Genomic DNA, 25,956 nt, shown 5'->3' with positions numbered 1-25,956 from the left:
TACGCCGCGATATCGCAAGCCAGAAACCTCACGGCGTCTGCTTGACCACCACGGTGCAGGTAATTCCCGCTGCCAGCAGCACCCCCTCCGGGACCTCGTCGATGTGGATCCGTACCGGCACCCGTTGCGCCAGGCGCACCCAGTTGAAGGTCGGGTTGACGTCGGCGATCAGTTCACGGCTCTCGGGGTTGTCGCGGTCGTAGATGCCGCGGGAAATGCTTTCCACATGGCCCTTGAGGACCTCTCCGCTCATCAACTGCATGTCGGCCTGATCGCCGACGCGCACCCGGGGCAGTTTGGTTTCTTCGAAGAAGCCGTAGACCCAGAACGAGTTCATGTCGACCACCGCCATTTTCGGCTCGCCGATGCGCGCGTAGTCGCCGCGATGCACGTTGAGGTTGGTGACATAGCCGTCCACCGCAGCCAGCACCTTGGTGCGCTTGAGGTTCAGTTGCGCTGCTTCCAGCTGCGCCTGGGCGTGCTGGTAGTCCGCCAGCGCCGAGTCGGCGATGTTGCTGGCGTCGTCACGGTTCTCGCGCGAGATCACCAGGTTGTCGAGGTCGGCGCGCCGGTGGGCGTTGACCTTGCGCATCTCCCAGGTGGCCTTGCGCGAGGCCACCAGCGACTGCGCCTGCTTGACCGCGATCAAGTAGTGCTCGGAGTCGATCTGCATCAGCAGCTCACCGCGTTTCACCAATTGGTTATCGCGCACCGGTACGTCCACCACTTCACCGCTGACGTCGGCGGCGACGTTGATGATGTCGGCACGTACCCGGCCATCGCGGGTCCAGGGGGTGTTCATGTAATGCACCCAGAGGGTCCGGCCGATCCACATCGCAAGGGCCAGCACCAACAGGGTAGCGAGCAGGCTGAAAAGCTTTTTCATCGAAGCGGTCTCACTGGTAGACAGTCAGCGCCAGGGCGCCGAACAAACAAATGAACAGGCTCAGGCGCAACAGCGCCGGGTGCCAGAAAAAACGGTACAGGTCGAACCCGGACAAGAACCGATCCAGCGCCCAGGCCAGTGCCGCGGCGATGAAAAACATCAGGGTCATGGTCGGCATGTAGACGCCATGGAAAGCGATTTCACGAGGCATGGTCAGGTCCTTGCAGGGCGGCCAGCGGCGATTGCGGGTCGAGCAGCGAAGTGCGGATGAAATGCAGGTAGCTCTTCACCCGGCGCAGCGGCGAGGTGTCGAAGTGCGGGGCGAAGGGTTCGTCGGCGGCCTGGACTCGGCTGATGGCATGATCGACGGCTACCAGTGCGCGCTCCAGGTTGCTCTGCCCCGGTTGCAGGAATAGCCGCACCAAGGCGCGGCCCATGACCCGGATCGCCTGCCGCCAGGGTTGCGATTCGGCATAGGCCGGATGCACCGGCAGGATCGCCTGCTCCTTGCGCAACTCGATGATCGCGTGGCCGACTTCCAGCACCACGAACATCCAGCGCAGCAGATCCCGTTGCACCTGGGGCTGCCCGACCGCCAGGCCATAGGCCTGGTGCAGCAAATCGCGGGTGCTGCTTTCGAAACTCGATGCCAGGCCCTTGAGCTTGCCGCTGATGGCATACACCACCTGCCCGCGCAGGTCCTGCTCCAGGCGGCGCCACAACCAGCGGCTGTTGGGCGGCAGAATGATTGCCCCGGCTGCCGCGCACACCAGCATGCCCATGACCATGGCGATGTAGTCGTTGATGAAGGTGTAGGGGTTGTAGATCGTCAGGTTGTCCGGCACCGAACCGGTGCTGAAGAAGATCAGCAAGCCCAGGCCAACCCCGGCATATTGCGGCCGTGACGAGAGGAACGAGCCGAGCACGATCACCGGCGCCAGCATCACGCACAGCAGCGGGAAACCATCGATCCAGGGGAAGATGAAAAACATCTCGACGAAGCCGATCAACGCGCCCAGCAATGTGCCGCAGGCCATCTGGAAGGCCATGCGCTTGGGGTTCGGCGTGGCGGCAGAAAGGCCCACCGTGGCCGCCGCGATCAAGGTCATGGTGGCACCGCTCGGCCAGGCCGTGGCGACCCAGTAGCTGCCCAGCACCAACAGGATGAACGCGGCCCGAATCCCCGAGGCGGCCGAGGCCAGCCAGTTGGTTTTCGGGGTGTAGGGCTCATCCCACTGCTCGCGTTCGTGGCTGTGCTCGGCCAGCGAGGCGTGGGTCTGGGCATAGCTGTGCAGCTCGTCGACAAACCGATAGAGCAGCTCATAGGCGGTATGAAAATCCAGTTGATCGGCGTCGCTTGGCGCGCTCTCCTGGAAGCTCGCGCGCAGGCTACGCACTCGCGCCCTCAGCCCATCCTTGTAGTCAGCCAGTTGCTTCGCCAGGCGCGCCGCATCGGCATGGGTCAGGGCCCGGCCAGAAAAGCCGTCGAGCAATTCGGCAAGGTCCTGCAAGCCTGGCTTGATCGCCGCGATCACCTGGTCGGCGCCGCTGCCACGCAGGCGCTCAAGCAACTGGTGCAAGGCATTGAAACGGGTGGTGATGCCCATGAACTCGCTGTTCAGACGACTGAGCCGACCGTTGCGCCGCCGCATGTGCGGGTCCTCGAACACCGTGACGCTGCGCAGCCCTTCCAGGCCCACGGCTTCGGCGATGAAACCGACGTTGCGCCGTTCAAAGCTGTCGGCCTGACTGCGCCCGCGCAGGCCGTCGGTGACGAACAGGGCGAACACCCCGAAGCGTTGGTACAAGGCATTGCGCATCGCAGCGCTGGCGGTTTGCGGCAGGATCGCGGCGCTGACCAAAGTCGCGCAAAGGATCCCCAGGGAGATTTCCAGTACCCGCCATACCGCCGCCATGAACGCCCCTTCCGGGTGCGCCAGGGCCGGCAGGCCGACCATCGCGGCGGTATAGCCGGCGAGCACAAAACCGTAGGCGCGGAAGTTGCGATAACGCGCCGCACCCGCCGAACAGATCCCGACCCAGATCGCCAGGGCGCCAAGGAACAGCTCGGTGTTCTGCGCGAACAAGGCGATCAACCCGACCATTACCGCCGAGCCCGCCAGGGTCCCGAGGAAGCGGTAAAAACTCTTGGCAAACACTTGGCCGCTCTGCGGTTGCATGACAATGAACACCGTGATCATCGCCGTACGCGGTTGCGGCAACTCCAGGCGCATGGCCAGCCACAGGGTCAAGAATGCGGCTATCAGCACCTTGAAGATGTAGACCCAGGTCACGCCGTCGCTGCGTGCCCAGTCGAAAAAACCACGGCGCCAGTCAAGGGCGTACAGCCAGCGCAGTGGTGCAGGCAAGGGAGTCATGGTGTCCTGTCAGTGGTCGAGGGCAGAAAGAATGGCTGGGGTGGGCGGCGCCTGCAGTTGGCCCTCGGCGGGCGCATCGGCGCCGGTTCCGAGGCCACCACCCAGGGCTGTGACCAGTTCGGCGTGGGCACTCAAGCGTGCGGCCTGGACCTGCTGCTGCACCTGTTGCTGGCGCAACAGCAGGGTTTGCGCATTGAGCACATTGAGGTAGTCGGTCAGGCCGCGCTGGTAGGCGATCATCGCGATGTCATAGGTTTTCTGCGCGGCAGCCACCGACTCGGCGGCGAAATCTCGCTGCTTGTCCATCGACTCACGGCGGATCAACTGATCGGAGATGCCCTTGAGGGCATTGACCAGGGTCTGGTTGTACTTGGCCACGGCCAGGTCATAACCGCCCGCGGCCTCACCCAGTTCCGCACGCAGGCGCCCACCGTCGAAGATCGGCAGGGAGATCGCCGGGCCCACGCTGTAGTTGAGTTTCTTGCCGGTCAGGAACTCCAGCGCCCCACCGCCGGTGGCCATGTAGCCGAGGCTGCCGACCAGGTCGACATTGGGGTAGAAGCCGGCGTGCGCCACCTCGATACCGCGCGCCTGGGCCGCCACCTGCCAGCGGCTGGCAACCACGTCTGGACGTTGCCCGAGCAATTGCGCCGGTAGTGCCGACGGCAGCTTCAATGGCGCCCCCAGGGCCAGGGTCGGACGCTGCAAACGCGAGCCCTCCCCCGGGCCCTTGCCGGCCAAGGCAGCGAGCTGGTTGCGACTCAGGGCGATGCTTTCGTCCAGCGCGTCCAGTTGGCGATGGGTCTCCGGCAACGGGGTCTGCGCCTGGCTGACTTCAAAATGGGTGCCGATGCCGCCGTCCAGGCGCTTTTGCGCCAGATCGAGAATCTGTTGTTGCTGGGCCAGGGTCGCCGCGATGATGTCGCGCTCGGCGTAATGCAGGGAAAGCTGGATGTAGGCCCGCACCACGTTGTTCTGCAGTTCGAGCTGGGCCATACGCGCTTCGGCGGCGCTCATGTGGGCCAGGTCGACGGCTCGCTCGCTGGCATTGCTTTCGCGCCCCCAGAGATCCAGCGCGTAGCTGAAACCCAGTGCGGCGTTGTTATCCCAGGTGGTGGAGTTGGCCAACTCGCCCGGGCCGTAGAACTGATCGGTGGGCCAGTTGTGGCGCTTGAGGGTGCTGTCGGCGTTGACCTGCAACGACTCGGCGGATTCCACCACCCCGGCCATGGCCCGGGCCTGGCGCACTCGCGCCGCGGCCATGGCCATGCTTGGGCTACCCTGCAAAGCCAGGTCGACCCAGGCATCGAGCTGCGGATCGCCATAGGCCTGCCACCACTGGGCGCTGGGCCAGTGAGCATCCTGGATCGCGCTCTGGATGGCGACATCTGTGGCCAATGTATTGGCATCGAGTGCCTTGCCTTGTGGGGCAATACCTCCGGTTCCGATGCAGCCGCTGATTGCTAACGATAAAGCCCAGACACTGAGAGTCTTCAACTCTCTGTTGATGCGACGCGGCACTGCTGCAAATTCCTGAGGAGGGGGAGATTTCCAATCGACACGATTCTAGGGCTGGGCCTGCGCGGCGATAAGCTGGGAATCTTGTGAATCTTTGTTACCGTTAGCGAGATAATCCCTTGGTTGAATGCCTGAACCTTGTAACTTCGTGTCACAATTTGCCATCTCCCTTGAGAGCTCCCCATGGACACTTTGCAAAACATGCGCGCCTTCAGCTGTGTCGCCGAGGCCGGCAGTTTTACCGCCGCCGCCGTGCAGCTTGATACCACTACAGCCAATGTCTCGCGCGCGGTCTCCAACCTTGAGGCCCATCTGCAAACCCGCCTGCTCAACCGCACCACCCGGCGCATTGCCCTGACCGAAGCCGGCAAACGCTATTTGCTGCGCTGCGAACAGATCCTGGCCTATGTCGAAGAAGCCGAGGCCGAAGCCAGCGACGCCCATGCGCGTCCGGCCGGGCAGTTGAAAGTGCACACCATGACCGGGATCGGCCAGCACTTCGTGATCGACGCGATTGCGCGCTACCGCAAGACCCACCCCGACGTGACCTTCGACCTGACCCTGGCCAACCGCGTGCCGGACCTGCTGGACGAGGGCTACGACGTGTCCATCGTGCTCGCCAGCGAACTGCCGGACTCCGGCTTCGTCTCCCAGCGCCTGGGCATCACCTACAGCATCGTCTGTGCCTCACCGGCCTACGTCAAAGCCAATGGCTGCGCACACAAGCCCAGCGACTTGCTGAACCACGCCTGCCTACGCCTGGTGAGCCCGGTGATCCCCCTGGAAAAATGGCTGTTCGACGGCCCCGAAGGCCAGGAAATGGTCACTATCAACAGCTCGCCGTTCCTGGTGAACTCCGCCGATGCGATGAAAACCGCGATCACCAGCGGCATGGGGGTAGGCGTGCTACCGGTGTACGCGGCGATTGAAGGGTTGCGCAACGGCACGCTGGTGCGGGTGATGCCCAACTACCGCTCCCAGGAGCTGAACCTGTACGCCATCTACCCGTCGCGCCAGTACCTGGATGCCAAGATCAAGACCTGGGTGGAATACCTGCGGGGCTCTCTTCCGGAAATTCTCGCAGCCCATCAGGCGGAACTGACGGCGTATGAGCTCAGTGGCAGTTTGAGTGGGGCGCGGCTCAGCAACTGATTGCGCGAGCAGGCGCAGCGCTGCTCGGGACTCGCGCAAACCCCAGCAAGAATGATAGCTTGCTTGGCATTCTCCCCCGCATGACGAGCCTTCCTGCGATGAAAAAGACTGTCCTTGCCTTCAGCCGTGTCTCGCCTGCCATGGTCGAGTCCCTGCAACAAGACTTCAACGTGATCGTGCCCAACCCCAAGCAGGGTGATATCAACGCCCAGTTCAACGAAGCCCTGCCCCACGTCCACGGCCTGATCGGCGTCGGACGCAAGCTGGGCCGGGCGCAACTGGAAAACGCCGGGCAACTGCAAGTGGTCTCCAGTGTGTCGGTGGGCTACGACAACTATGACCTGGACTACTTCAACGAACGCCGGATCATGCTCACCAACACCCCGGACGTGCTGACCGAAAGCACCGCCGACCTGGCATTCGCCCTGCTGATGAGCAGCGCTCGGCGAGTCGCCGAACTGGACGCCTGGACCAAGGCCGGGCAATGGCAAGCCAGTGTCGGCGCGCCGCTGTTCGGTTGTGATGTGCACGGCAAGACCCTGGGCATTGTCGGCATGGGCAATATCGGCGCGGCCATTGCCCGACGTGGTCGCCTGGGCTTCAACATGCCGATCCTGTACAGCGGCAACAGCCGCAAGAGCGCACTGGAACAGGAACTGGGCGCGCAATTTCGTAGCCTCGAGCAATTGCTGGCCGAAGCCGACTTCGTCTGCCTGGTGGTGCCGCTCAGCGACAAGACTCGCCATTTGATCAGTCATCGTGAACTGGGCCTGATGAAATCCAGCGCAATTCTGGTGAACATTTCCCGTGGTCCGGTGGTCGATGAAGCAGCATTGATCCAGGCCCTGCAAGACAACCGGATCCGCGGTGCGGGGCTGGACGTCTATGAAAAGGAACCGCTGGCACAGTCGCCGCTGTTTGCCCTGAAAAACGCCGTGACCTTGCCGCACATCGGCTCCGCCACTCACGAAACCCGCGACGCCATGGCCAACCGCGCCCTGGCCAATTTGCGCAGCGCCTTACTGGGCGAACGGCCGCAAGACCTGGTCAACCCGCAGGTGTGGCAAGGATGAGGGGCCGGCGGCACGTTGTTGCATACGTGCCGCCAACTTCATGCGCCACTACGCGGACTACTTCGACCTGCCACAACAACTAACCAACTAACGACCGCACAACATCAAGCGACAAAAGTCGCCACTCGCCTCGCGACAAACTTTCGCACGCGCGTTATAACTTCGACTAGCACAAAAAAGCGCATTAAATGCGGCTAACAATCGGAGATAACGCGCATGACAAAATTCACCACTATTTGCGCAATACGGCGCAGCAAAATACTAGTTGTATTAATGGCCGGCGTGTTCGGAATATTTACCCTTATCAACAACTACACCGACTATACGGCCTACTACGAATATGTCGGTGACATCCTCAGCATGACGAGCACCGAAGGCAACGACTCACGACGCTACAGGGCCGTAACATCGAAGTTGTTCCATCATCGTTTCTACTGGACGATCATCACCCTGGAAACCATCTTTACGTTATGCTGCCTGATTGGCACCTATCAGCTTTATCGAAACATCAATGCCAGCCATAAGGAGTTTCGCAGCGCAAAAAAAATGGCAATCGTCGGTTTGACCACTGCCATCACTGTTTACTACGTCATGTACATCATCATTCTCAACGAATGGTTTGACATGGAATACTCGACTAACCGCAACGCCTTCGATTGGGCCCGCAGTAATCTCGAATATATGTTTCCCGCGTTAATCTATCTGTCGCTGGATAACGACAACTAACACACGGCCCTGCTCATGCCAGACCGGCTTTGACCGGGTTGATCCGCACAGCGGGTTTGCGAAACACCAGCAGGTTGCCCAGCATCACCAGCACCAGGCCGGCCAGGGCCGGCGCAGTCCATTGATAGCCCTCGACGAACGCCGAGACATTCAACGCCACCACCGGAAACAGCACCGTGCAATAGGCCGCACGCTCCGGGCCCATGCGCCCAACTAGCGTCAGGTAAGCGGTAAAACCGATTACCGACCCCGGAATCACCAGGTACAACAGCGAACCGATGTAACGGCTGTTCCATTCCATGTCGAAGGGAATGCCCTTGACCAGGCAGTACAGCGACAGCATCGCCGCCCCATAGGCCATGCCCCAGGCGTTGGTGGTCAGGGGCTTGAGGCCGGCTTTCTGTTGCAGGCTGGAGAGCATGTTGCCCGCCGAAAAACATAGCGTACCGAGCAACGCCAGGCCCAAGCCCAACAGCGTCTGCGGGCTGGCAGTGTGCCCCGCCAGCTCCGGCCAGAACAACAACCCCAACCCGCCCAGGCCCAGTGCCCCGCCCATCAGCACGTTACGGGCGATTTTCTGGCCGAAGAACACCCGCGCATTCAACGCATTCCATAGCGTCGCGGTGGAGAACACCACGGCGACCAGGCCGCTGGGGATCCACTGGCTGGCATAGAGGAAACACATGAAATTGATGCAGAACAGGCACAGCCCCTGGGCCACGCAGATCAGGTGCCCACGACGGTTCATTACCTGTAGCTTGCGACTGAGCAGAAGGATCACGAACAACACCAGGGCGGCCAGGCCAAAGCGATAGACAATCGACACCGGTATGGCCACGACCCCCAATTGCAGTTTCAAGGCGATCCAGGTGGTGCCCCAGATCAGCACAGTCAGCAGGTATAACGAGAGGTTCATGGCGGCAACTCCTGAAGATGGCCTTCAGTCTGTGCCGCAGGCGTGTGGCGCGCTTGCATAAACTTGCGCTTTTATCCGTTGCCGGGCTGGCACCGAAAGGCCGACGGAGTAGGATGCAAGACGTTGGAGAAACGATCATGCCCGCACTGGAAACCCTGCAAGTGTTTCAAGCCCTCAACCGCTCGCCCCATGCTCGTCTCGAGCACAGCGCCGAGCTCGGTGACGGCATGGCTGCAGCCCTGTGGAGCAACTATCACGACGCCCAGGATTACCAAGCCCCGGGGCATCACACCCTGTCCTGCTACCTGGCCGGTGGCACCGGGACCTTCCGCCGCGAACAGCCTGGTACCACGGGCGGCCCGAACAAGCTCTGCGTGTTGCCCGCCGAACATCAGTCGGCCTGGGTGATCAACGGTGAAATCCGCCTGGCCCACCTGTACTTCAGCCAGGAACAGTTCGCCCTCGGCTGCGTCACCCTGCTCGATCGCGAACCCCGTGCGCTGCACCTGCGCGAAGGCACCTTTCTTGACGACCCGTTGCAGGCCCGACGCTTTCACCAACTGATCGCCCTGGACTGGGATGAACCCGGCGAGCGCCTGCTGACCAGCAGCCTGGCCCACGAAATGCTCAGCCACACCCTGCTCAACCAGGTTGGCCTGCGTCAGGGGCTGCGACTCAAGGGTGGCCTGGCCGCCCATCAACGACGGCTGCTGGTGGAGTACATCGACAGTCATCTGGAGCAGTCCATCAGCCTTGGCCAACTCGCGGCCCTGTGCGCGCTGTCGGAGTACCACTTTGCGCGGATGTTCCGTGAAAGCTTCGGCCTGCCGCCCCATCAATACCTGCTGGCCCGCCGCCTGGCCCAGGCCCGGTACCTGCTGCGCAGCACCCGGCAACCCTTGGGCGAGATTGCCCTGGCCTGCGGTTTTGCCAGCGCCAGCCACTTCACCAACCGCTTCCGCCAGGCCATGCACGGCACGCCCGGCGACTACCGCCAGGCGTTGTCGCGCAGCTGAGCTCAGTCACTCCATTGGGTCAGGGCCACGGCGACCTTGTCTTCCAGACTTTTAACTGCAGCACCTTCGGCCAGGTAGTTGTTGGAAATCATGGCAAATACCAGCGCACGTCCCTCTACGCTGCGCAGGTATCCGGATAACGACGAAACCGCAGTCATCGTTCCGGTCTTGGCGTGCAAGTTATCCTGCGCAAAGGTTCCACGCAGACGATTACGCAAGGTACCGCCGAGCATCCGTTCAGGGTTGCCTGCAATCGGCAGTGCCGCATACCAGTAGTCGAACCAGGGTTGATGACGCACACGTAACAACAGATCCGTCAGGCTTTGCGTCGAAATCAGGTTGCGTCGGGACAAGCCCGATCCGTCGACCTGAACAATCGCGCTGCCCTGAAGCCCGTGCCGCTGCAAGAAGCTGTTGACCACGGCGATGCCAGACTCGGCAGTACCCACATTGCCGGTGCTACGCCCCATCGTTTTAAGTAAAACTTCTGTCATGTTGTTGTTCGATAGCTTGAGCAGGGGTGTCAGCAACTGCGCCAAAGGCAACGAGTCATGAGCGGCCAACGGCCTTGCGCCTGAGGGAGTGGTCACTCCGATCACCGTGCGCCCATCGACCTTTATACCCTGGGCTATCAGGGCCCGATGGAAAACATCCGCCACCAGACGGGTCGGTTCCCAGACACTGACCCATTTGCGAGCAGCGGTGCCGGCTGGCAATGTCCCGCTGACCAACAGTCGATTGCTGCCATGTTCACGACTGACCCTGAGGGTATTGGCAGCACCGATGGTCACACTATTGGTAACCGTCATAATCGTGTTTGCCGGGTGGATATTGACGACGACCTGGTCGCCCTCAACGGTGGCGCGGGCGGTGACGATAACCGTGCCGGCATCAAAATCACTGTCGGGAGACAGGCTCAGAGCTGAAATCTGCGCCGCATAGGCAGCACTTTCATCATCATTGGCCCAATCGACTCCCAGCCTGACGGAATCGAACGCGGTGTCGTCGATGAGCACATTACCCCTGACACGCTTTATGCCAAGTGCGGCCAGGTCAGCGGCCAACCGCTGGTAATCCTCGGCCTGAATGCTCGGGTCGCCGCTACCTCGAAGGTATAGGTCGCCGTCCAGTCGATCGCCTTTCAACTGTCCAGCAGTCAACACCTGAGTCGAAAAACCAAATTCGGCTCCCAGCACCTCCATGGCGGCTGCCGTGGTCAGGAGCTTCAGGCCGGAGGCTGGCAGCAACCGCGTCATGCCATTGCGCTGATAGAGCGTGGTTCCTGTATCGGCATCGCGAACAGTCAGAGAGACCAGGGAGCCCTCCAGGACTGGATCATTGAGCAGTTGATCGAGGGTATTGACCGATTCGCTCCTGGGTACCGAGGCACAAGCACTCAGTAACAGGGCCAGGGCAATGGCTAGCCCCCCTCTGTAAAAACATTTTCGGGTAATCATAAAAGTCCTTTTATGCATAGCCCCCGACTCAGCGGGCGGGCAACTGGCATGACTCATCATGAGTCATGCTCCAGTGCCGACAAGACGCTAAGCCGGCACTCACCGTCAACCCGCTACTTTTTAGCAAGCATTTCGTTGCTTGGGTTCCTTCAACCCGCTCTCAAAACGCCAAGGTACTGGACAACGACACCTGCCGCGAATCGCCCATCGAGACAAAAAAGCGGCTGGCGGCCGAGGTGTAGTAGGTGCGGTCGAAGAGGTTCTTCACGTTGAGCTGGAACTTGACCTTCTGCCCGTCGAGCCGAGTGTCATAGGTGGCGAAGGCATCCGCCACGGTATAGCCCGGCAGGTCAAAGTCGTTGACTGCGTTACCGGCCCGTTCGCCGACATACCGCGCGCCAGCCCCGACGCGCAGTTGATCGCCACCGATCAGGCTGCCGAAGTCGTAGACCGCCGACAGTGACCCACTGTTGCGGGCGACGTTTTGCAGTTTCTTGCCCTGATAGGTCGGGTCTTCGGTGACCTCGGCATCGGTGTAGGCGTAGCTGCCGATCATGCTCCAGCGCTCGCTCAACTGCCCGCTCAGGTCGATTTCCAACCCCCGCGAGCGGACCTCGCCCGCCGCACTGTAGATCGTCACCGGCCCCTCGGAGTTGGCCACCAGCACGTTGCGCTTCTTGATGTCGAACAGCGCGATATTGCCGGTGATGCGCCCCGGCAGATCGAGCTTGGCTCCCAGTTCCCAGGACTTGGCCTGTTCCGGCGCGACGCTGCCATCGAGCACCGTGCTGCTGCCGCTCAGCGGGGCAATGGTGGAGTTGGGCTTGAAGGATTCGGTGTAGCTGCCGTAGAACGACAGCGCATCGTTGTAGCGATACACCAGGCCGGCGCGGGGCACCCACTTCTGGCCGTTGGTGTCGGTGTTGGCCTTGAACGGACGGCCCTTGCCGGCGTACTGGTCGTACTCCTGGAAACGCCCCCCGGCGACGAGGATCCACTGCTCGTTCAGGTGAATCGAGTCCTGCAGGAACACCGAGTCGCTGCGCAGCAGGTCGGTCTGCGCGCTGTCCGCGGCGCTGACGGTGGTGCCCGCCACCTCTCGACCATAGACCGGGTCAAGGTAGCTGAACGACGGCGCCCGGCTTTTCTGGCGGATCAGGTCGGCACGGTAGATCTTGCGGTACTCGTCATCCACCCCCAGCACCAGGTCGTGTTGCATACCGGCCGTCTCGACCTGGCCCTGCAAGCTGGCGGTGGTGAAGCGGTCGGTGCTGAGGGCACCCTGGGTGCCGTCCATGTTGCGGGTCAGCGTGCCCTTCGCCGGGTCGATCGCGGTGATGCGGACCTGGCTGGCGTCGTAGGTTTCGCGGTTCCAGCTGTAGCCGAAGTGCGCGCTCCAGTTGTCGTTGAGTTCGTGGTCGGCCTCGAAGTGGTAGAGGTCCGAGCGCCCCTCCATATTATTGAACCGCTCGTCGAGACGTCGCTCCGCCGGAATATCCAACGGGTGATTGGTCAGCGGATCGATGGCGGTGCCACGGTCGAATGGCGAGAGGAATTCGCGATGTTCGTAGGCAAATTGCAGCGTGGTGCGGTCGCCGTACCAGGCCAGCGACGGTGCGACCAGGCTCTCGCGGTGGGTGCCGAAATTGCGCCAGTAATCTTCGTCTTCGTGGTCCAGCACCAACCGATAGGCCAGTCCGGATTCCCCCAGTGCGCCGGTGGTGTCCAGGCTGCCGCCGCTGCCGTTCTTGCCGTCGCCGTAGCTCGAGCCGCGTGCGGTCAGGGCGTTGTAAGCCTGCATCTGGGGTTTCTTGCTGACCATGTTCACCACCCCGCCCGGATCCTGGATCCCGTAGAGCAGGGAGGCCGGACCCTTCAGCACCTCGACCCGATCCACCGAGGCATTCAGTCCACGGCCCTGCACGATCGGCATGCCGTCGCGCATGATCGAACCGTTGCGGTTGTCACCAAAACCGCGAGTCATCACCGAGTCCTGGGTGCTGCCCAGCGTATTGCCCTGGGTGATGCCGCTGACGTTGGCCAGGGCATCGTCGAGGTTACGCGGCGCCTGATCACGCAAGACCTGGGCCGCGACCACGTTGATGGTCTGGGGGATTTCCTGCAGCGTGGCCGAGGAGCGCGCAATCGAGGTGGTTGCCGGCGGCTGGTAGCTCAGCGACGCGTCCTGCACTGAGGTGATGGTGGTCGCCCCCAGGTTCAGGACGCCGGCGCTGGGCACTGGTTCCAGGACCAGGGTATGACCGTCGGTCTGGCGGAACGTCATTGCCGACCCGCTCAACAGCCGCTGCATGGCTTGCTCGGCGCTCATCTGCCCACTGATAGCTGGCGCTGTCACGCCATACGGGGCTTCATCGGTGTAGACCACGCTGATCCCGGTCACCCGACTGAAATCGCTCAGGGCCTGGGGCAAGGGTTTGGCGGCGATATCGAAGCGAAATTGGGCGCTGTGCTGCTCACTGGGCTGCGCGGCCTGGGCCATGTTCAGCGCTGACAACGCCACCACCAGGACCGAGCCCCCGAACCATTGTTTGACCGAACCGCCTGCCACCGAACTTGCCCTGGACTTCATTGCTTGGACCCATGTGTAGTAACGCAACCGATGCGAACAATTCGCACTTTCACCACTACACGGATGGCGCTCGGTTTTACCTCATCTGATCCGCAAAAATAATTGCACACCCGCGATCTGTAGCTGCTACGCGGGTATTGCTGGGGCCTTTAGCGCAGGATGATCAGGCTGCCCAGGTGGTTCTGCTCGAAGCCCAGCAGCCCTTGCAACGATGCCAGGACTGCTTGCGGGTCGTGGCTGGGGAAGCTGCCGCTGATACGGCGCGTGCCCAGTTCATCGTTGAGCAGGACAATTCGCCCCGGGTAATAACGCTGCAGGTCCTGCACCACGTCGGCCAGGGGTGCCTTGTAGTAATTCAGCCAGCCCTGGCGCCAGGCCAGTTGCGCCTGCGCATCGATAGCTTGCAGGGCACGGGCCTGGCCGGCGCTGTAGGCCACTTGCTGGTCAGCGCCCAGCACCTGCTGCTCGGCACCTTTGCCCGGGGTGACGCCGACCCGTCCCGAGAGCACGCTGACCTGCGCGCCCATGGGTTGCAGGCGCACCTCGAACTGGGTGCCGAGGACTCGCGCCTCGCCTTGGTTGGCATCGACCACAAAGGGTTCACCCGTGTGGCTGACGCTGAAAAACGCAGCCCCCCGTCGCACCTCGACGTGCCGTTCACCGCGGCTGAAATCCACGGCGATGGCGCTGTCGGCATCCAGGGTGATCACTGACCGATCGGCCAGGGTCACGCTGCGCACCTGCCCCGGCGCCGAGACATAGTCGGCGCCCAGGTCATCGAACCAGCGCGACGGCTGCCAGCCCGCCCCCATCGACACCATCAGCAGCAGGCTGGCGGCCAACGCCAGCCCGCCCGACCAGCGCCGCACACTGGAACGCCCCGAGCGGTTCATCGCATTCAAGTAGCCCTGCAAGGCCAAGGCATCTTCATCGGCCAGGGTCCGGGCGGGCACTTCGCTGAGCTCCCAGATCACCTGGGCCTGGGCATAGGCCTCGGCGTGGGCAGGATCGGCCTGCAGCCAATGACTGAAGGTCGCTTGATCGCCACTGCTCGGCTGATCGTGCAACAGGCTCAGCCAGGCCAGTGCGGCCTGTTCCTGCGCGGGCGTCGGCAGGACGCGAGTGTCGTGGTTCACGGGGCTTTCCCTGGCGTACGTGATTCGGGGTCCCGCAGACTGGCCTTGCAGGCTTCGAGCGCGCGCATCATATGTTTTTCCACGGCACTCTGGGACACGCCCATGACCTTGGCAATCTGCGCGTACTTGCGGCCGTGGATGCGGTTGAGCAAAAAAATCTGTCGGGTGCGCTCGGGCAAACTGCGCAGCGCAGCTTCAACATGGCGCAAGTCATTGCCGGCTTCGAGGGCCGCTTGCGGCTCCACCCCAAGATTGTCCTGCTGCTCCGGCAGCCAGCCTTCGCTCAGCCGGCCCCGGGCGCCTTCGCTGCGCAGGTGATCGATGGCGATGTTGCCGGCGCAACGCAGCAAATACGTGCTGAGTTCCTCGACTTGCACCAACGGCCGCCGCCAGAACCGCAGGAACAGGTCTTGCACCAGGTCGGCCGCCGTCGCCCGACACCCCACCCGCCGACTGACCAAGGCTTCCATCTGCGAGCGCTGGGACAAAAACACCTGGAGAAAATGCGCACGGCCGCTCGGGCTGTCGCTGCCGTCGGCCTTCTGCGGTTCAGGGGGCATACTGATCATTCGACTCGCCTCGCCTACCCCAGCGCCAGCGCGACCAGTGGGCTGAATAGCAGCCCGAGGGCCGCCATGAGCATCACCAGGCGCGGCCGATATGGCAGCAACCACACCAGCAGCATGGCGCTGGCCATCAGGGCCGCGCACCACTCGACCAGGCCCAGGCTCCAGCCGGTGGCCAGAACGGCCGCCGCCAAAGACAGGCCCAGCAGCGACCAACCACACAACTGCAGCAGCCGCCGCACACGCGTCGTCGGCGTACGGGCGAGCAGGTCGCGATGATGGCGGTCCATCGACAGGCACAGCGCGGTAAATCCGCTGTAGCTCAGCAACACGGGCAGCAGCATTCAGTTCACCTCGACTTTGGATCTGACACTCGGCGCACGCACCGCACGCGCCGGGGCTTTGCCGCCGAGCTGCGCGGCACGCCTCATCTTCCATGCCGCCCAGGCGAGAAACACACCACTGCCCAGGCACGTCAGGTCAAAGCCCAGACGGGCCCAGTCGCCTTGCGCCAGCAACATGCGTAACGACTGCTCGCTGCTCAAGGCGTCCAACAGCGGCACCGCACAGAACAACCCGGCGGCCAGTGCCAGTTGCTCAACCCAGGCCACGCGACCACGACGCACCAAGGCATGCAGCAGGCTCAAGCCCCAGGCGATGAAAAAGCTGTTGACCTCCCACTCGCCACGCTCGGCCAGGTTCACCGGCAACAGGCGGTTGGCGCAGAAGAACACCGCCACTGCGATCAGCAGCCCCGACATGCTGGCGATATTGAGCACCTCCACCAGCCGCAACTCGAACGGCATCACCGCGCTCTTGGCATGTTTCAACTGGCGCTTGCCGAGCCAGATCACCAGCCCGGTGCCGATCATCGCGGTGCCGGCCAAGCCACAGATAAAGTACAGCCAGCGCAGGGTCGGACCGGCAAAATGCCCCAGGTGCAAACCGTAGAAACTGCCCGCAATGGCCATGGGCGCCGGACGTGCCGGATCAGCCGTGAGAAACGCGCCGCTGACCCCGTCGAACGCCACGGCACTGCCGAACTCATACATCACCCGGTCGGCGCTGCTGCGCATGACATTCACCGTGGCCTTGACGTCGCCTGGATGGCTCACCGTCACCAGGCGCACCTGGCCGCCGCCCCACTGTTCACGCGCCCGCTCGACAAAGGGTGCCAGCGCCAGCAACTGCCCGGGCTGACCCTCGGCCTTGGGTGACTCGGACGCCGGGAACAGCTCACTGAAGAAGCTGTCGGTATCGCCCTGGTAAGCCACCAGGATGCTCGCCGGCATCACCATGTACATGAAGATCACCAGGCTGCTGTAGGTGATCATCAGGTGAAACGGCAGCACCAGCACCCCCACCGCGTTGTGCCCGTCGAGCCAGGAGCGCTGGCCCTTGCGCGGGCGGAAGGTGAAGAAGTCCTTGAAGATTTTCTTGTGGGTGATGATCCCGGTGATCAACGCCACCAGCATCAGCATTGCCGCGCTGGTGGATAACCAGCGGCCCCACGGGTGGGGCATCTGCAACTGGTAGTGGAAGCGATAGAAGAAGTCGCCGCCGCGGGTATCGCGCACCTGCAGCACCTCACCACTGAGTGGGTCGAGTTGGCGTTGCTCACGAGGGCCGCGTCGCCCCTCATTGCCCGGCATCTGCCAGGACACCGACAGGCCCGGGTCGCGCGCACTCGGCAGGCTGATCACCCAACGCCCGGCACCGCCGGCGTGCTGCTGCAGGTAGTGCTGCGCCAGCGTCAGGCTGGCTTCGCTGCTGACCTGGCGCACCGGGATTTCCGGCTGCATCCAGTGGCTGATCTCGTCGTTGAAGTACGACAAGGTACCGGTGAGGAAGATCGCGAACAGAATCCAGCCGAAGATCAATCCGGTCCAGGTGTGCAACCAGGCCATGGCCTGACGGAAGCCCTCTTTCATGATTGCCCCAACCAGTAACCCAGGCCACCGAACGCTGCCAGCACCACGCCGGGCAGCAACAGACCGAACCACGCCTGCCAGGCGCTGCGACTGGCAAAACACCAGAGCACGGCCACCAGGTACACCAGGAAGGACGTCATCATGCCGCTGACCACGGCTTCAGCGCGGGCCATGGGCAGCCACAGGCTCATGCAGATACTGGCCAGTGCCGCGAGGAGGTAACCGCCAAACAGCGCGGCCAGCACCCGCGAGGTGACGGCCAGGCGATAGGAAACGGGGAGGCTTTTCATGTTTCGACCTTGAAACGAAAGGAAATCTGCGCGCGGTCCATGCCAGCGCAGGGTCAACGGAGGCCAATAGTAATGATAAATATTCTCATGTGCAAAAGACTCCGATGAAAAAGCCTGGCTCCGCTGGTCAGCGCTGCGTTCTGATCAACTGCCCGCCAGGCACGACGGCGTGCCGGCCACCAACGCGTCGATGGCACAGCGCGTCTTGGCCGGCATATGAACCGCCGTGGGCCAGATCACATGGATCGGTGAAGGCTGCTCACGGTAGCTGGGCAACACGGCTTCCAGTTGTCCACGCAGCACATAGTGCGCCACCAGCCAACTCGGCAACCAGGCCAGGCCCACACCCGCGATAGCGGCGTCGGCCACGGCCTGGAGGTCGTCCATCAGCAGCGGCGAAACCACCCGGGAACGGTGTGGGGTATTGCAGCGATAGGCGATGCCGCGGTGGCCGGCGAGGTCGTCGATCGATTCAATTGGCCCCACACGCTGCAAATACGCCGGTGCCGCCGCCAGGCACACGGACTGTTCACCCAGGCGGCGCGCGCTGAGGCGGTCGGTGTCGGGCAGCGGGCCGATTCGCACGGCCACGTCGAAGCCTTCCTGGGCCAGATCCACCAACCGGTCGGCGAAGCAAATCTCGATTTCCAGCTCTGGATAACGCGCCATCAAGCCCCACAGTGCGGGCGCCGCGTAGTGATGTCCGAACGCCAGCGGCAAACTCACCCTCAAGCGTCCGCGAGGCTGTTGGCGGCCACTTTCCAACACCGATTCGGCGGCCTCCAGTTCCGCCAGTGCGCGCAGGCAATGTTCGTAGTAGGCCTGGCCGTCTTCGGTGAGCCGTTGGCGACGGGTCGAACGCTGCAACAGGCACGTGCCAAGCCGCGCCTCCAGCCGCGCCAAACCCTTGCCCACCGCCGAGCGCGTGAGATTGAGCCGTTCGGCGGCCTCGGTCAGGTTGCCGCTTTCGACGATCTGCAGAAAGAGTTCAACGCCATCAAAACGTGGTGTGGCCATGGTGCAATTGTCGCCCTTGAGTCCCCTATCAAAAGAAAATTTATCACGAATAAAGAACCAGGTTCCCGCGAGAATGACTCCAATCGTTTATCCACAGGAGAATCCCATGCCACCCGCCGCCAGCTTATCGGCCGCCAATACAACCAGCACCGCCAGAAACAACCTGGCCCTCACCGCCGTGTGCCTGGTGGCACTGATGTTCGGCCTGGAAATTTCCAGCGTGCCGATCATCCTGCCCACCTTGGAACAGCAACTGGGCACCGGTTTCCAGGACGCCCAATGGATCATGAACGCCTACACCCTGGCCTGCACCAGCGTGCTGATGGCGGCAGGCACATTGGCTGACCGCTTTGGCCGTCGACGCATGCTGGTGCTGTGCCTGTGGGTATTTGCCGTGGCTTCGCTGGTGTGTGGGCTGGCCGGCAGCGCCTCCACACTGATTGTCGCGCGGTTTGTCCAGGGCATTGGCGGTGGGGCGATGATGATTTGTCAGTTCGCCATCCTCTCGCACCTGTTCCGCGACCCGGCAGCGCGGGCGCGGGCATTTGCCATATGGGGCGTGATTGCCGGCGTGGGCCTCGGCTTCGGGCCGATGGTCGGCGCATTGATCCTGGCCGTGGCGGATTGGCGCTGGGTGTTCCTGGTGCATGTGCCACTGACATTGTTCACCTTGGTACTGCTGCGCGTCAGCGTGGAAGAATCCCGCGACCCGAGCGCTCATCGCCTCGATATCGCCGGCATGCTGACGTTGACGCTGTCGGTGTTTGCCCTGGTCTACTTCATCACCCAAGGCAGCGAAAATGGCTTTGTACCGGGCTGGGCGGGCCTGGCGCTGGCTGCGTTGCTGTTGTTTATCGTGATTGAGCGCCGCAGCGCGCACCCGATGTTCGACTTCGCGGTATTTCGCATCCACCGTTTCAACGGTGCGCTGATGGGCTCAATCGGCATGAACTTCAGCTTCTGGCCTTTCATGATCTACCTGCCGTTGTACTTCCAGGCCGGCCTGGGTTACGACACCCTGACCACTGGTGCGGCCCTGCTCGCCTACACCTTGCCGACCCTGCTGGTTCCGCCGCTGGCCGAGCGCCTCGCCCTGCGCTACGGCGCCGAAGGCGTCATCCCCTTGGGCCTGGGACTGATGGCTATAGGGTTTCTGGCCATGGCCGCCATCAACATGGCCGAACACCCGGATATCGGGCTGATACTGGCTAGCTGCGTGCTGACGGGCGTGGGCCTGGCGCTGACCAACTCGCCCACTACCAACACCACCACGGGCTCGGTGTCCGCCGACCGCGCGGGCATGGCGTCGGGCATCGACCTGAGCGCACGATTAATTACCTTGGCAATCAACATCGCGCTGATGGGCCTGGTGCTGTTGCTGGGCATCAGCCATCAACTGGCTGAGGTGTTGCCTGCGAGCACTGCACTGGACTGGCCGGCCATCAGCCAAAACATTGCAGCGGGTAAGTTGGATTCGCCGGGGCTGGCACTCAACGATGCCCAGACAGCACTGCGCCATGGCGCCGGTTGGGCCATGTTGTTTGCAGGGTTGGGGGCGTGTGGGCTGGCGCTGCTGAGTCGGTATTTTTTCCGACGCAGCTAAATGAAATCGGGCCTGCAAATGCAGGCCCGCTTGTAGAGGATGAAGAACCGGTCAGCCGTTGATCACAGCATTTTCGTTTTCCAGGAATTCCTGTTCCAGTGCGTCTTCATTCACTTTGTTGATTGGCTGGTTTTTCCCGGCAGCGCGTGGCTTGCCTTGCAGTCGACCAAACAGATGTTCCAGCGCGTGTTCCAGTTTGGTGGCTGCGCTGTCGATCGCCTGTTCCAGGGTATCGCCCTTGGCGGACACCGACAGTGGTTGATGGCCTTTTGGCCGTGCTTCCAGGCGGCAACTTAAATCGTGGGGACCGGGCTTGTCGCCGTTCTCATCCCGCAGGTAGACCTCAACACGGGTCAGGTCTTCTTCATAACGTTCGAGCGTGCTCTCAATGGTAGTACGTACCCACTCCTCCAGTCGGATGCTGCTTTCAATATGGTTATCGCTGTTGACTTGGATTTGCATAGTTCATCCCTTATTTCAGCTAGCTCGCGAGAGGTCCGGTGTAGCGTTGAATCTTCAGTGACCGTGACCTCTTACTTACAGAGTTGGGCAGACGGTGAAACAATTCAACCCCTAAAAAAAGATAAATTTTCATTGCTGAAAAAGTCGGACAACGGACAAAAGCGCTGTTAAGGTCGGGAGTTGGGTCGCCTGGTAACACTGCAACAATTACTCACATCTGCCCCTCACCCAAAGGGTGCATTCCGCGAAAGATCTGCGCCTCTTCCACCAGCCAGTCGTGCACCGCGCGTACGCCCGGATGGCTCAGCGCACCCGGTGCATACAGCAGCACGTAACGTTTGTAGTTGGGCACCGCAACACCAAAGGGCACGATCAGGGTGCCGCGCTCCAGTTCATCATTGAGCAGCGTGCGCCGGGCAATGGCCACGCCCATGCCAGCAATCGCCGCCTCGATGGTCAGGTGGTTGCGATTGAACGTATGCCCACGCCGTACATCTGCACCGTCGAAGCCGATGGCGTTGAGATAGAACTCCCATTCCGCGTATTCGTAGCTGCCCCGCCAGGCGGTGATGTCGTGCAACAACGGAAAATGCACCAGGTCCGCCGGGCCGTGCAGCGGGGGGCGCCCGCGCAGCAGGCTGGGGGCGCAGACCGGAAAAATCTGTTCATCGAGCAAGGCTGTGGATAACAGCCCCGGGTAGCTGCCATCGTTCAGGTCGATCGCCAGGTCGAAGTCGCCCTCGTGCAGGGCCACGCTGCTGTCCTCGGCCACCAGGCGCAACTGGATGTCCGGGTAGCGCTGTTGCAAGCGCGGCAGGCGCGGGGTCAGCCATTTGCCGAGGAAGGATGGGATCGAACGCAGGCGCAGGATGCCGCTGATCATGCCGGCGTCCAGTCGGCGCAACTCTGCGTCGATACTGCCATAGGCTTCGCCGACGGTGATCGCCAGGCGCTGGCCTTCGGCACTCAATTCGACGCCACGGGCGCGCCGATGGAACAGGCGGAAACCCAGGCGCTCTTCCAGCTGGCGGATCTGCTGGCTGACCGCCCCGGGGGTGATGTGCAGCTCTTCGGCACAACGGGTGAACGACAGGTGCCGCGCCGCACAGGAAAACACATGCAGCCAGACGTAGGTCTGGGCGTGAAATTGACGACTCATCGTTTAGTCCTGCTAAAGCCTGTCTTAGGAAGTTTCGTTGGTCACCGTGGACCGAGGTAGGCAGTATCGCCGACATTGCGCTCGTCCTACAAAAAATGGCAGCGATTCCTACTCCATTGCTTGTAAGGCTTTAGCATGGCTATCAGTGTTTTTGATCTCTTCAAGGTCGGCATCGGCCCGTCCAGTTCCCACACCGTCGGCCCGATGCGCGCCGCCGCCACCTTCGCCCAGGCGCTGTTCGACCAAGGCCTGCTGGCCCAGGTCTGGCGCGTCGAAGTCCGCCTGTATGGCTCGCTGTCTGCCACCGGCGTCGGCCACGCCACCGACCGCGCCTGCGTCATGGGCCTGATGGGCGAATGGCCGGACAGCATCGACCCCAACAGCATCGGCCCACGTATCCAACAGCTACGCGACAGTGGCGAATTGCTGCTTGGCGGCCGCCTGAACATTGCCTTCGACTGGCAACGCGACCTGCTGCTGCTCGATGAGAGCCTGCCCTACCATCCCAACGCCATGGCGCTGAGCGCCTTTAGCGAAAATGGCCTGCTGTTCGAGCAGACCTACTACTCGGTGGGCGGTGGTTTTATCGTCGAGGCGGCCGAGGTCGAGTCCGGCACAGCAGCAGGCGATGACGTGCAGTTGCCGTACGACTTTTCCAGTGCCGCCGAACTGCTGTCGCTGTGCAACCAGCATGGCCTGCGGGTTTCCGAATTGATGATGGCCAATGAACGGGCCTGGCGCAGCGACGCGGAAATCCGCCAGGGCCTGCTGCATATCTGGTCGGTGATGCGTGAGTGTGTCGAGCAGGGTTTGCGCCACGAAGGCATCTTGCCCGGTGGCCTGGATGTGCCACGACGCGCGGCGAAATTGCACCGCAGCCTGTTGGAAATCGGCAAGCCGAACGTCATCAGTTCGACCCTTTCGGCGATGGAATGGGTGAACCTGTTTGCCCTCGCCGTCAACGAAGAGAACGCCGCCGGCGGGCGCATGGTCACGGCACCGACCAACGGCGCGGCCGGGATCATTCCGGCGGTGCTGCATTACTACATGAAGTTCAACCCCGAGGCGTCGGATGACGATGTGGTGGCGTTTTTCCTCGCCGCCGCGTCCGTAGGCATCCTGTGCAAGAAGAACGCCTCGATCTCCGGCGCCGAAGTCGGCTGCCAGGGTGAAGTTGGCTCTGCCTGCGCCATGGCCGCTGCCGGCCTGGCCGATGTGCTGGGCGCCACGCCCGAGCAACTGGAAAACGCCGCCGAGATCGGCCTGGAACACAACCTGGGCCTGACCTGCGACCCAGTCGGCGGCCTGGTCCAGGTACCGTGCATCGAGCGCAACGCCATTGCTGCGGTGAAGGCGATCAACGCCACCCAGATGGCCCTGCGCGGCGACGGCAAGCATTTCATCTCCCTCGACCGGGTGATCCGCACCATGCGCGATACCGGCGCCGACATGCATGACAAATACAAAGAGACTTCACGGGGCGGCCTGGCTGTCAGCTGGGTGGAATGCTGAGGAGCATTCCCTGCCGCCCGTAACACGTGAGCCCGAGCAAAAATAATAACGAGGCCAAAACGATGACCGATGTACGTACACCTGCTGCCGAAAACCCCGCTGTAGATCTGACCCACGCTACGCAAACAGCCCACAAGGGCTGGAGCAAACACGACAGCACCTGGATGCTCGGCCTTTACGGCACGGCCATCGGTGCGGGCACCCTGTTCCTGCCGATCAATGCCGGCGTCGGCGGCTTCTGGCCGTTGCTGGTACTGGCAGTGCTGGCCTTCCCGATGACCTTCTTCGCCCACCGCGGCCTGACCCGTTTTGTCTTGTCGGGGCGCTCCGGCGATATCACCGAGGTGGTGGAAGAACACTTCGGCGTCGGTGCCGGCAAGCTGATCACCTTGCTGTACTTCTTCGCTATCTTCCCGATCCTGCTGGTCTACAGCGTGGCGTTGACCAACACCCTGGGCAGCTTCATGGAACACCAGCTGCACATCACACCGCCGCCGCGGGCGGTGCTGTCGCTGGTGCTGATCCTCGGCCTGATGGCGATCGTACGTTGCGGCCAGGGCGTGATCGTCAAGGCCATGAGCGTGCTGGTGTACCCATTTGTCGCGGCCTTGCTGTTGCTGGCCCTGAGCCTGATCCCGAACTGGAACGGCGCGTTCTTCGCTTCCGCCAGTGAGGGCATGCCGCTGCCGGTGTTCTTCAAGACCCTGTGGCTGGCGATCCCGGTGATGGTGTTCTCGTTCAACCACTCGCCAATCATCTCGGCTTTCGCCGTCGACCAGAAGCACCGCTACGGTGCCCAGGCCGAAGCGAAAAGCAGCGGCATCCTCGCCGTCGCCCACAGCATGATGGTGCTGACGGTGATGTTCTTCTGCTTCAGTTGCGTGCTGGCCCTGTCCCCCGCTGACCTGGCGGCTGCCAAGGCGCAGAACATCTCGATCCTGTCGTACCTGGCCAACCACTTCCAGACCCCGGTCATCGCCTACGCCGCACCGTTGATTGCGCTGGTGGCGATCACCAAATCCTTCCTGGGCCACTACATCGGCGCCAGTGAAGGTTTCCAGGGCCTGATCGTCAAGAGCCTGCGCGGCCGTGGCCGGGTGATGTCGGCCAACTGGCTGAACCGTGCCACCGCACTGTTCATGATTCTCAGCTGCTGGGCCGTGGCGACTTTCAACCCAAGCATCCTGGGCATGATCGAAACCCTCGGTGGGCCGGTCATCGCGTGCTTGCTGTTTCTGATGCCGATGTATGCGATTCGTCGCGTGCCATCTCTGCGCCAGTATTCGGGCCAGGTGTCGAACGTGTTCGTGGTTGTGATCGGCCTGATTGCACTGTCTGCGATCATCTACTCCGTTCTGCCCTGAAACGGACCGTTGGAGGCTGAGCGGCTGATGCCGCTCATCTGCTCCATGTGGGAGCTGGTGCCCGCTTGCGGCGCCCGCTTGCGGCTTGCCAGCGATAGCGCAGTGTCAGGCGCCGCCGATGCTGGTGGTGCCGGCCCTATCGCGGGCGAGCCCGCTCCCACAGGATGGGGTCAGGCTCGCTGATCTTCAGGTGATCACCCCCGCGGGCATGCCCCTTGCTACGTCACTGCTATCTGCCGACGGTCCGGAACTGCGAACAATTGCGGGCGCAGTCGGTCAATGACTGCACGATCCAATCAAGCGGTGACGCATTATGGACAACCCCTTCCAACTGATTACCGACACCTTTGCCGCCGATTATCAGATCAACCTGAGCATTCAGGGGCTGGACGGCGGCATCATGCTGACCCTGTCCAACGCCGGGCGCATCGTCGCCAAGCGGATGATCAGCGTCGCCCAGCGCAACGATCCGCAGCGTTTGAAACGGCTGGTGCAAAGCATTCAGTTCGGCATCGCCATCGAGCAAGGGCATAGCGCCATGGCTATTCTCGAAGCCATGACCGACAGCGACAACCTCAAGTTGCCGCCGCCGATGGCCAAGGCCGCCCTGCCCCTGTCAGCCCGCCCTTAAAGCTCGCCCTTCTCGACTTCCGGGTGCTCACTGGAGCCGGCACCCACCTTGCGTTGCGGGTGCTCGATCTTCACCGAGGGGAACTGCGAAGAGGCATAACGCACCACCAGGATGGCAAACGCCAACAGCAGAATCCCGCCGCACAGGTAGATGATGCCCACGTCCGGCGGGTTGTGGTGCGACACGTTGGAGATCAGCAGGCGGGTCAAGGCGGTGATCGCCACGTAGATCAGAAACCGCACGGGCATGTGGTTGGTCTTGAAATAAATCCCGACCATCGCCCCCAGTTCCAGGTAGATGAACAACAGCAAGATGTCGTCGATCTTGATGTGTCCCTCTTCGATCATGCCAAGAAATTCCATGACCGCCGCCCAGGCCGTGACCGCGCCAATGGCGAACAGGGCCAGGTAATGGAAGGTTTCGACGAACAGGTTGCCCAGGGTTTCCGCCAGCTCATGCACGTTCTGGCGAATTCGCTCCGCCCAATGGATTTTCACGGTAATTGTTCCTTAGGTCGGTTCGACCGGATGATGCGGGTTCGATATGACTGTTGTTCTGCATGCAGAAAAAAGG

24 protein-coding genes are annotated in these 25,956 nt (G+C 62.2%); 8 read left to right on the top strand and 16 right to left on the bottom strand.

All coding sequences use genetic code 11. The features are described 5' to 3' along the window. Window positions 1-28 precede the first annotated feature (28 nt). The 4 genes from ACM6IP_RS03700 to ACM6IP_RS03685 are packed head-to-tail and all read right to left on the bottom strand — an operon-like array spanning window position 29 to window position 4,785. Window positions 29-886 carry an efflux RND transporter periplasmic adaptor subunit gene (locus ACM6IP_RS03700; protein ID WP_414860961.1) on the bottom strand — a complete coding sequence of 286 codons (858 nt, stop codon included), beginning with the start codon at window positions 884-886 and terminating at the stop codon, window positions 29-31. A 10-nt stretch (window positions 887-896) separates the two neighbouring features. Beyond that, window positions 897-1,097 carry a DUF1656 domain-containing protein gene (locus tag ACM6IP_RS03695; RefSeq protein WP_095077709.1) on the bottom strand — a complete coding sequence of 67 codons (201 nt, stop codon included), beginning with the start codon at window positions 1,095-1,097 and terminating at the stop codon, window positions 897-899. Then, the gene (locus ACM6IP_RS03690; RefSeq protein ID WP_095169425.1) at window positions 1,087-3,264 is read right to left on the bottom strand and encodes an FUSC family protein; all 2,178 of its coding nucleotides are present in this window, start codon (window positions 3,262-3,264) and stop codon (window positions 1,087-1,089) included. Before ACM6IP_RS03690 ends, ACM6IP_RS03695 begins: the two co-directional genes overlap by 11 nt. Before the next feature lie 9 nt (window positions 3,265-3,273). Next, window positions 3,274-4,785: an efflux transporter outer membrane subunit gene (locus ACM6IP_RS03685; RefSeq protein ID WP_414860960.1), complete on the bottom strand. Its 1,512-nt coding sequence runs from the start codon at window positions 4,783-4,785 to the stop codon at window positions 3,274-3,276. A gap of 180 nt (window positions 4,786-4,965) precedes the next feature. Here ACM6IP_RS03685 and ACM6IP_RS03680 point away from each other — a divergent pair, with 180 nt between their 5' ends. From ACM6IP_RS03680 to ACM6IP_RS03670, 3 genes are all read left to right on the top strand, one after another. Beyond that, a complete protein-coding gene (locus ACM6IP_RS03680; RefSeq protein ID WP_095169423.1) occupies window positions 4,966-5,934 on the top strand; it encodes a LysR family transcriptional regulator in 969 nt (322 codons plus the stop codon). A gap of 98 nt (window positions 5,935-6,032) precedes the next feature. After that, window positions 6,033-7,007, top strand: a complete 975-nt coding sequence (locus tag ACM6IP_RS03675; RefSeq protein WP_414860959.1) for a 2-hydroxyacid dehydrogenase — start codon at window positions 6,033-6,035, stop codon at window positions 7,005-7,007. A 216-nt stretch (window positions 7,008-7,223) separates the two neighbouring features. Further along, window positions 7,224-7,733 (top strand): DUF2165 family protein, encoded by a 510-nt coding sequence (locus ACM6IP_RS03670; RefSeq protein WP_401130535.1) that lies wholly within the window; start codon window positions 7,224-7,226, stop codon window positions 7,731-7,733. A gap of 13 nt (window positions 7,734-7,746) precedes the next feature. On the opposite strand, the gene ACM6IP_RS03665 is transcribed toward ACM6IP_RS03670, so the two are convergent. Continuing rightward, entirely contained in the window at window positions 7,747-8,649 is a 903-nt protein-coding gene (locus ACM6IP_RS03665; protein WP_095169420.1) for a DMT family transporter, read from the bottom strand. 137 nt (window positions 8,650-8,786) lie between these two features. Here ACM6IP_RS03665 and ACM6IP_RS03660 point away from each other — a divergent pair, with 137 nt between their 5' ends. Continuing rightward, window positions 8,787-9,665 carry a helix-turn-helix domain-containing protein gene (locus ACM6IP_RS03660; protein WP_414860958.1) on the top strand — a complete coding sequence of 293 codons (879 nt, stop codon included), beginning with the start codon at window positions 8,787-8,789 and terminating at the stop codon, window positions 9,663-9,665. A gap of 2 nt (window positions 9,666-9,667) precedes the next feature. Here the strand turns inward: ACM6IP_RS03660 and dacB are convergent, their stop codons facing one another. The 8 genes from dacB to ACM6IP_RS03620 all read right to left on the bottom strand — a co-directional run bounded on the left by dacB (window position 9,668) and on the right by ACM6IP_RS03620 (window position 18,652). Beyond that, entirely contained in the window at window positions 9,668-11,122 is a 1,455-nt protein-coding gene (gene dacB / locus ACM6IP_RS03655; protein WP_414860957.1) for a D-alanyl-D-alanine carboxypeptidase/D-alanyl-D-alanine-endopeptidase, read from the bottom strand. 160 nt (window positions 11,123-11,282) lie between these two features. Further along, window positions 11,283-13,712: a TonB-dependent siderophore receptor gene (locus ACM6IP_RS03650; protein ID WP_414860956.1), complete on the bottom strand. Its 2,430-nt coding sequence runs from the start codon at window positions 13,710-13,712 to the stop codon at window positions 11,283-11,285. 149 nt (window positions 13,713-13,861) lie between these two features. Continuing rightward, on the bottom strand, window positions 13,862-14,848 hold the full coding sequence (locus ACM6IP_RS03645; protein ID WP_414860955.1) for a FecR family protein: 987 nt from the start codon (window positions 14,846-14,848) through the stop codon (window positions 13,862-13,864). Next, window positions 14,845-15,417 carry an RNA polymerase sigma factor gene (locus ACM6IP_RS03640; RefSeq protein ID WP_095169415.1) on the bottom strand — a complete coding sequence of 191 codons (573 nt, stop codon included), beginning with the start codon at window positions 15,415-15,417 and terminating at the stop codon, window positions 14,845-14,847. The genes ACM6IP_RS03645 and ACM6IP_RS03640 overlap by 4 nt, the downstream gene beginning before the upstream one ends. Window positions 15,418-15,431: 14 nt before the next feature. Beyond that, complete coding sequence (locus ACM6IP_RS03635) at window positions 15,432-15,758, bottom strand: DUF3325 domain-containing protein (RefSeq protein ID WP_095169414.1); 327 nt, start codon at window positions 15,756-15,758, stop codon at window positions 15,432-15,434. Next, window positions 15,759-17,345 carry a PepSY domain-containing protein gene (locus ACM6IP_RS03630; protein ID WP_414860954.1) on the bottom strand — a complete coding sequence of 529 codons (1,587 nt, stop codon included), beginning with the start codon at window positions 17,343-17,345 and terminating at the stop codon, window positions 15,759-15,761. It abuts the gene before it with no gap. Further along, complete coding sequence (locus tag ACM6IP_RS03625) at window positions 17,342-17,635, bottom strand: DUF3649 domain-containing protein (RefSeq protein WP_095169412.1); 294 nt, start codon at window positions 17,633-17,635, stop codon at window positions 17,342-17,344. The genes ACM6IP_RS03630 and ACM6IP_RS03625 overlap by 4 nt, the downstream gene beginning before the upstream one ends. 144 nt (window positions 17,636-17,779) lie before the next feature. After that, window positions 17,780-18,652: a LysR family transcriptional regulator gene (locus ACM6IP_RS03620; RefSeq protein WP_414860953.1), complete on the bottom strand. Its 873-nt coding sequence runs from the start codon at window positions 18,650-18,652 to the stop codon at window positions 17,780-17,782. Between the two features lie 106 nt (window positions 18,653-18,758). On the opposite strand from ACM6IP_RS03620, the gene ACM6IP_RS03615 reads away from it, so the two are divergent. Beyond that, the gene (locus ACM6IP_RS03615; protein WP_414860952.1) at window positions 18,759-20,255 is read left to right on the top strand and encodes an MFS transporter; all 1,497 of its coding nucleotides are present in this window, start codon (window positions 18,759-18,761) and stop codon (window positions 20,253-20,255) included. A 51-nt stretch (window positions 20,256-20,306) separates the two neighbouring features. Here the strand turns inward: ACM6IP_RS03615 and ACM6IP_RS03610 are convergent, their stop codons facing one another. Together ACM6IP_RS03610 and ACM6IP_RS03605 are read right to left on the bottom strand one after the other, a co-directional pair. Next, on the bottom strand, window positions 20,307-20,717 hold the full coding sequence (locus tag ACM6IP_RS03610; protein ID WP_027618585.1) for an HPF/RaiA family ribosome-associated protein: 411 nt from the start codon (window positions 20,715-20,717) through the stop codon (window positions 20,307-20,309). A 211-nt stretch (window positions 20,718-20,928) separates the two neighbouring features. After that, entirely contained in the window at window positions 20,929-21,876 is a 948-nt protein-coding gene (locus tag ACM6IP_RS03605; protein WP_095169407.1) for a LysR substrate-binding domain-containing protein, read from the bottom strand. 135 nt (window positions 21,877-22,011) lie between these two features. Between ACM6IP_RS03605 and ACM6IP_RS03600 the strand changes: the two genes are divergently transcribed. The 3 genes from ACM6IP_RS03600 to ACM6IP_RS03590 all read left to right on the top strand — a co-directional run bounded on the left by ACM6IP_RS03600 (window position 22,012) and on the right by ACM6IP_RS03590 (window position 25,383). Beyond that, the gene (locus tag ACM6IP_RS03600) at window positions 22,012-23,388 is read left to right on the top strand and encodes an L-serine ammonia-lyase (RefSeq protein ID WP_414860951.1); all 1,377 of its coding nucleotides are present in this window, start codon (window positions 22,012-22,014) and stop codon (window positions 23,386-23,388) included. Window positions 23,389-23,450: 62 nt separating this feature from the next. Next, window positions 23,451-24,752: a serine/threonine transporter gene (locus ACM6IP_RS03595; protein ID WP_414860950.1), complete on the top strand. Its 1,302-nt coding sequence runs from the start codon at window positions 23,451-23,453 to the stop codon at window positions 24,750-24,752. Window positions 24,753-25,065: 313 nt separating this feature from the next. Beyond that, window positions 25,066-25,383, top strand: a complete 318-nt coding sequence (locus tag ACM6IP_RS03590; RefSeq protein ID WP_401130554.1) for a DUF3509 domain-containing protein — start codon at window positions 25,066-25,068, stop codon at window positions 25,381-25,383. On the opposite strand, the gene ACM6IP_RS03585 is transcribed toward ACM6IP_RS03590, so the two are convergent. Continuing rightward, window positions 25,380-25,880, bottom strand: a complete 501-nt coding sequence (locus tag ACM6IP_RS03585) for a phosphate-starvation-inducible protein PsiE (protein WP_095169403.1) — start codon at window positions 25,878-25,880, stop codon at window positions 25,380-25,382. The two genes, ACM6IP_RS03590 and ACM6IP_RS03585, sit on opposite strands and share 4 nt — an antisense overlap. Window positions 25,881-25,956: the final 76 nt, after the last annotated feature.

Source organism: Pseudomonas sp. IT-P176, from assembly GCF_949767245.1.
GTDB lineage: Bacteria > Pseudomonadota > Gammaproteobacteria > Pseudomonadales > Pseudomonadaceae > Aquipseudomonas.
The sequence above is the reverse complement of the archived record's forward strand: the minus strand, read 5'-3'. Positions and strand labels throughout refer to the sequence as shown.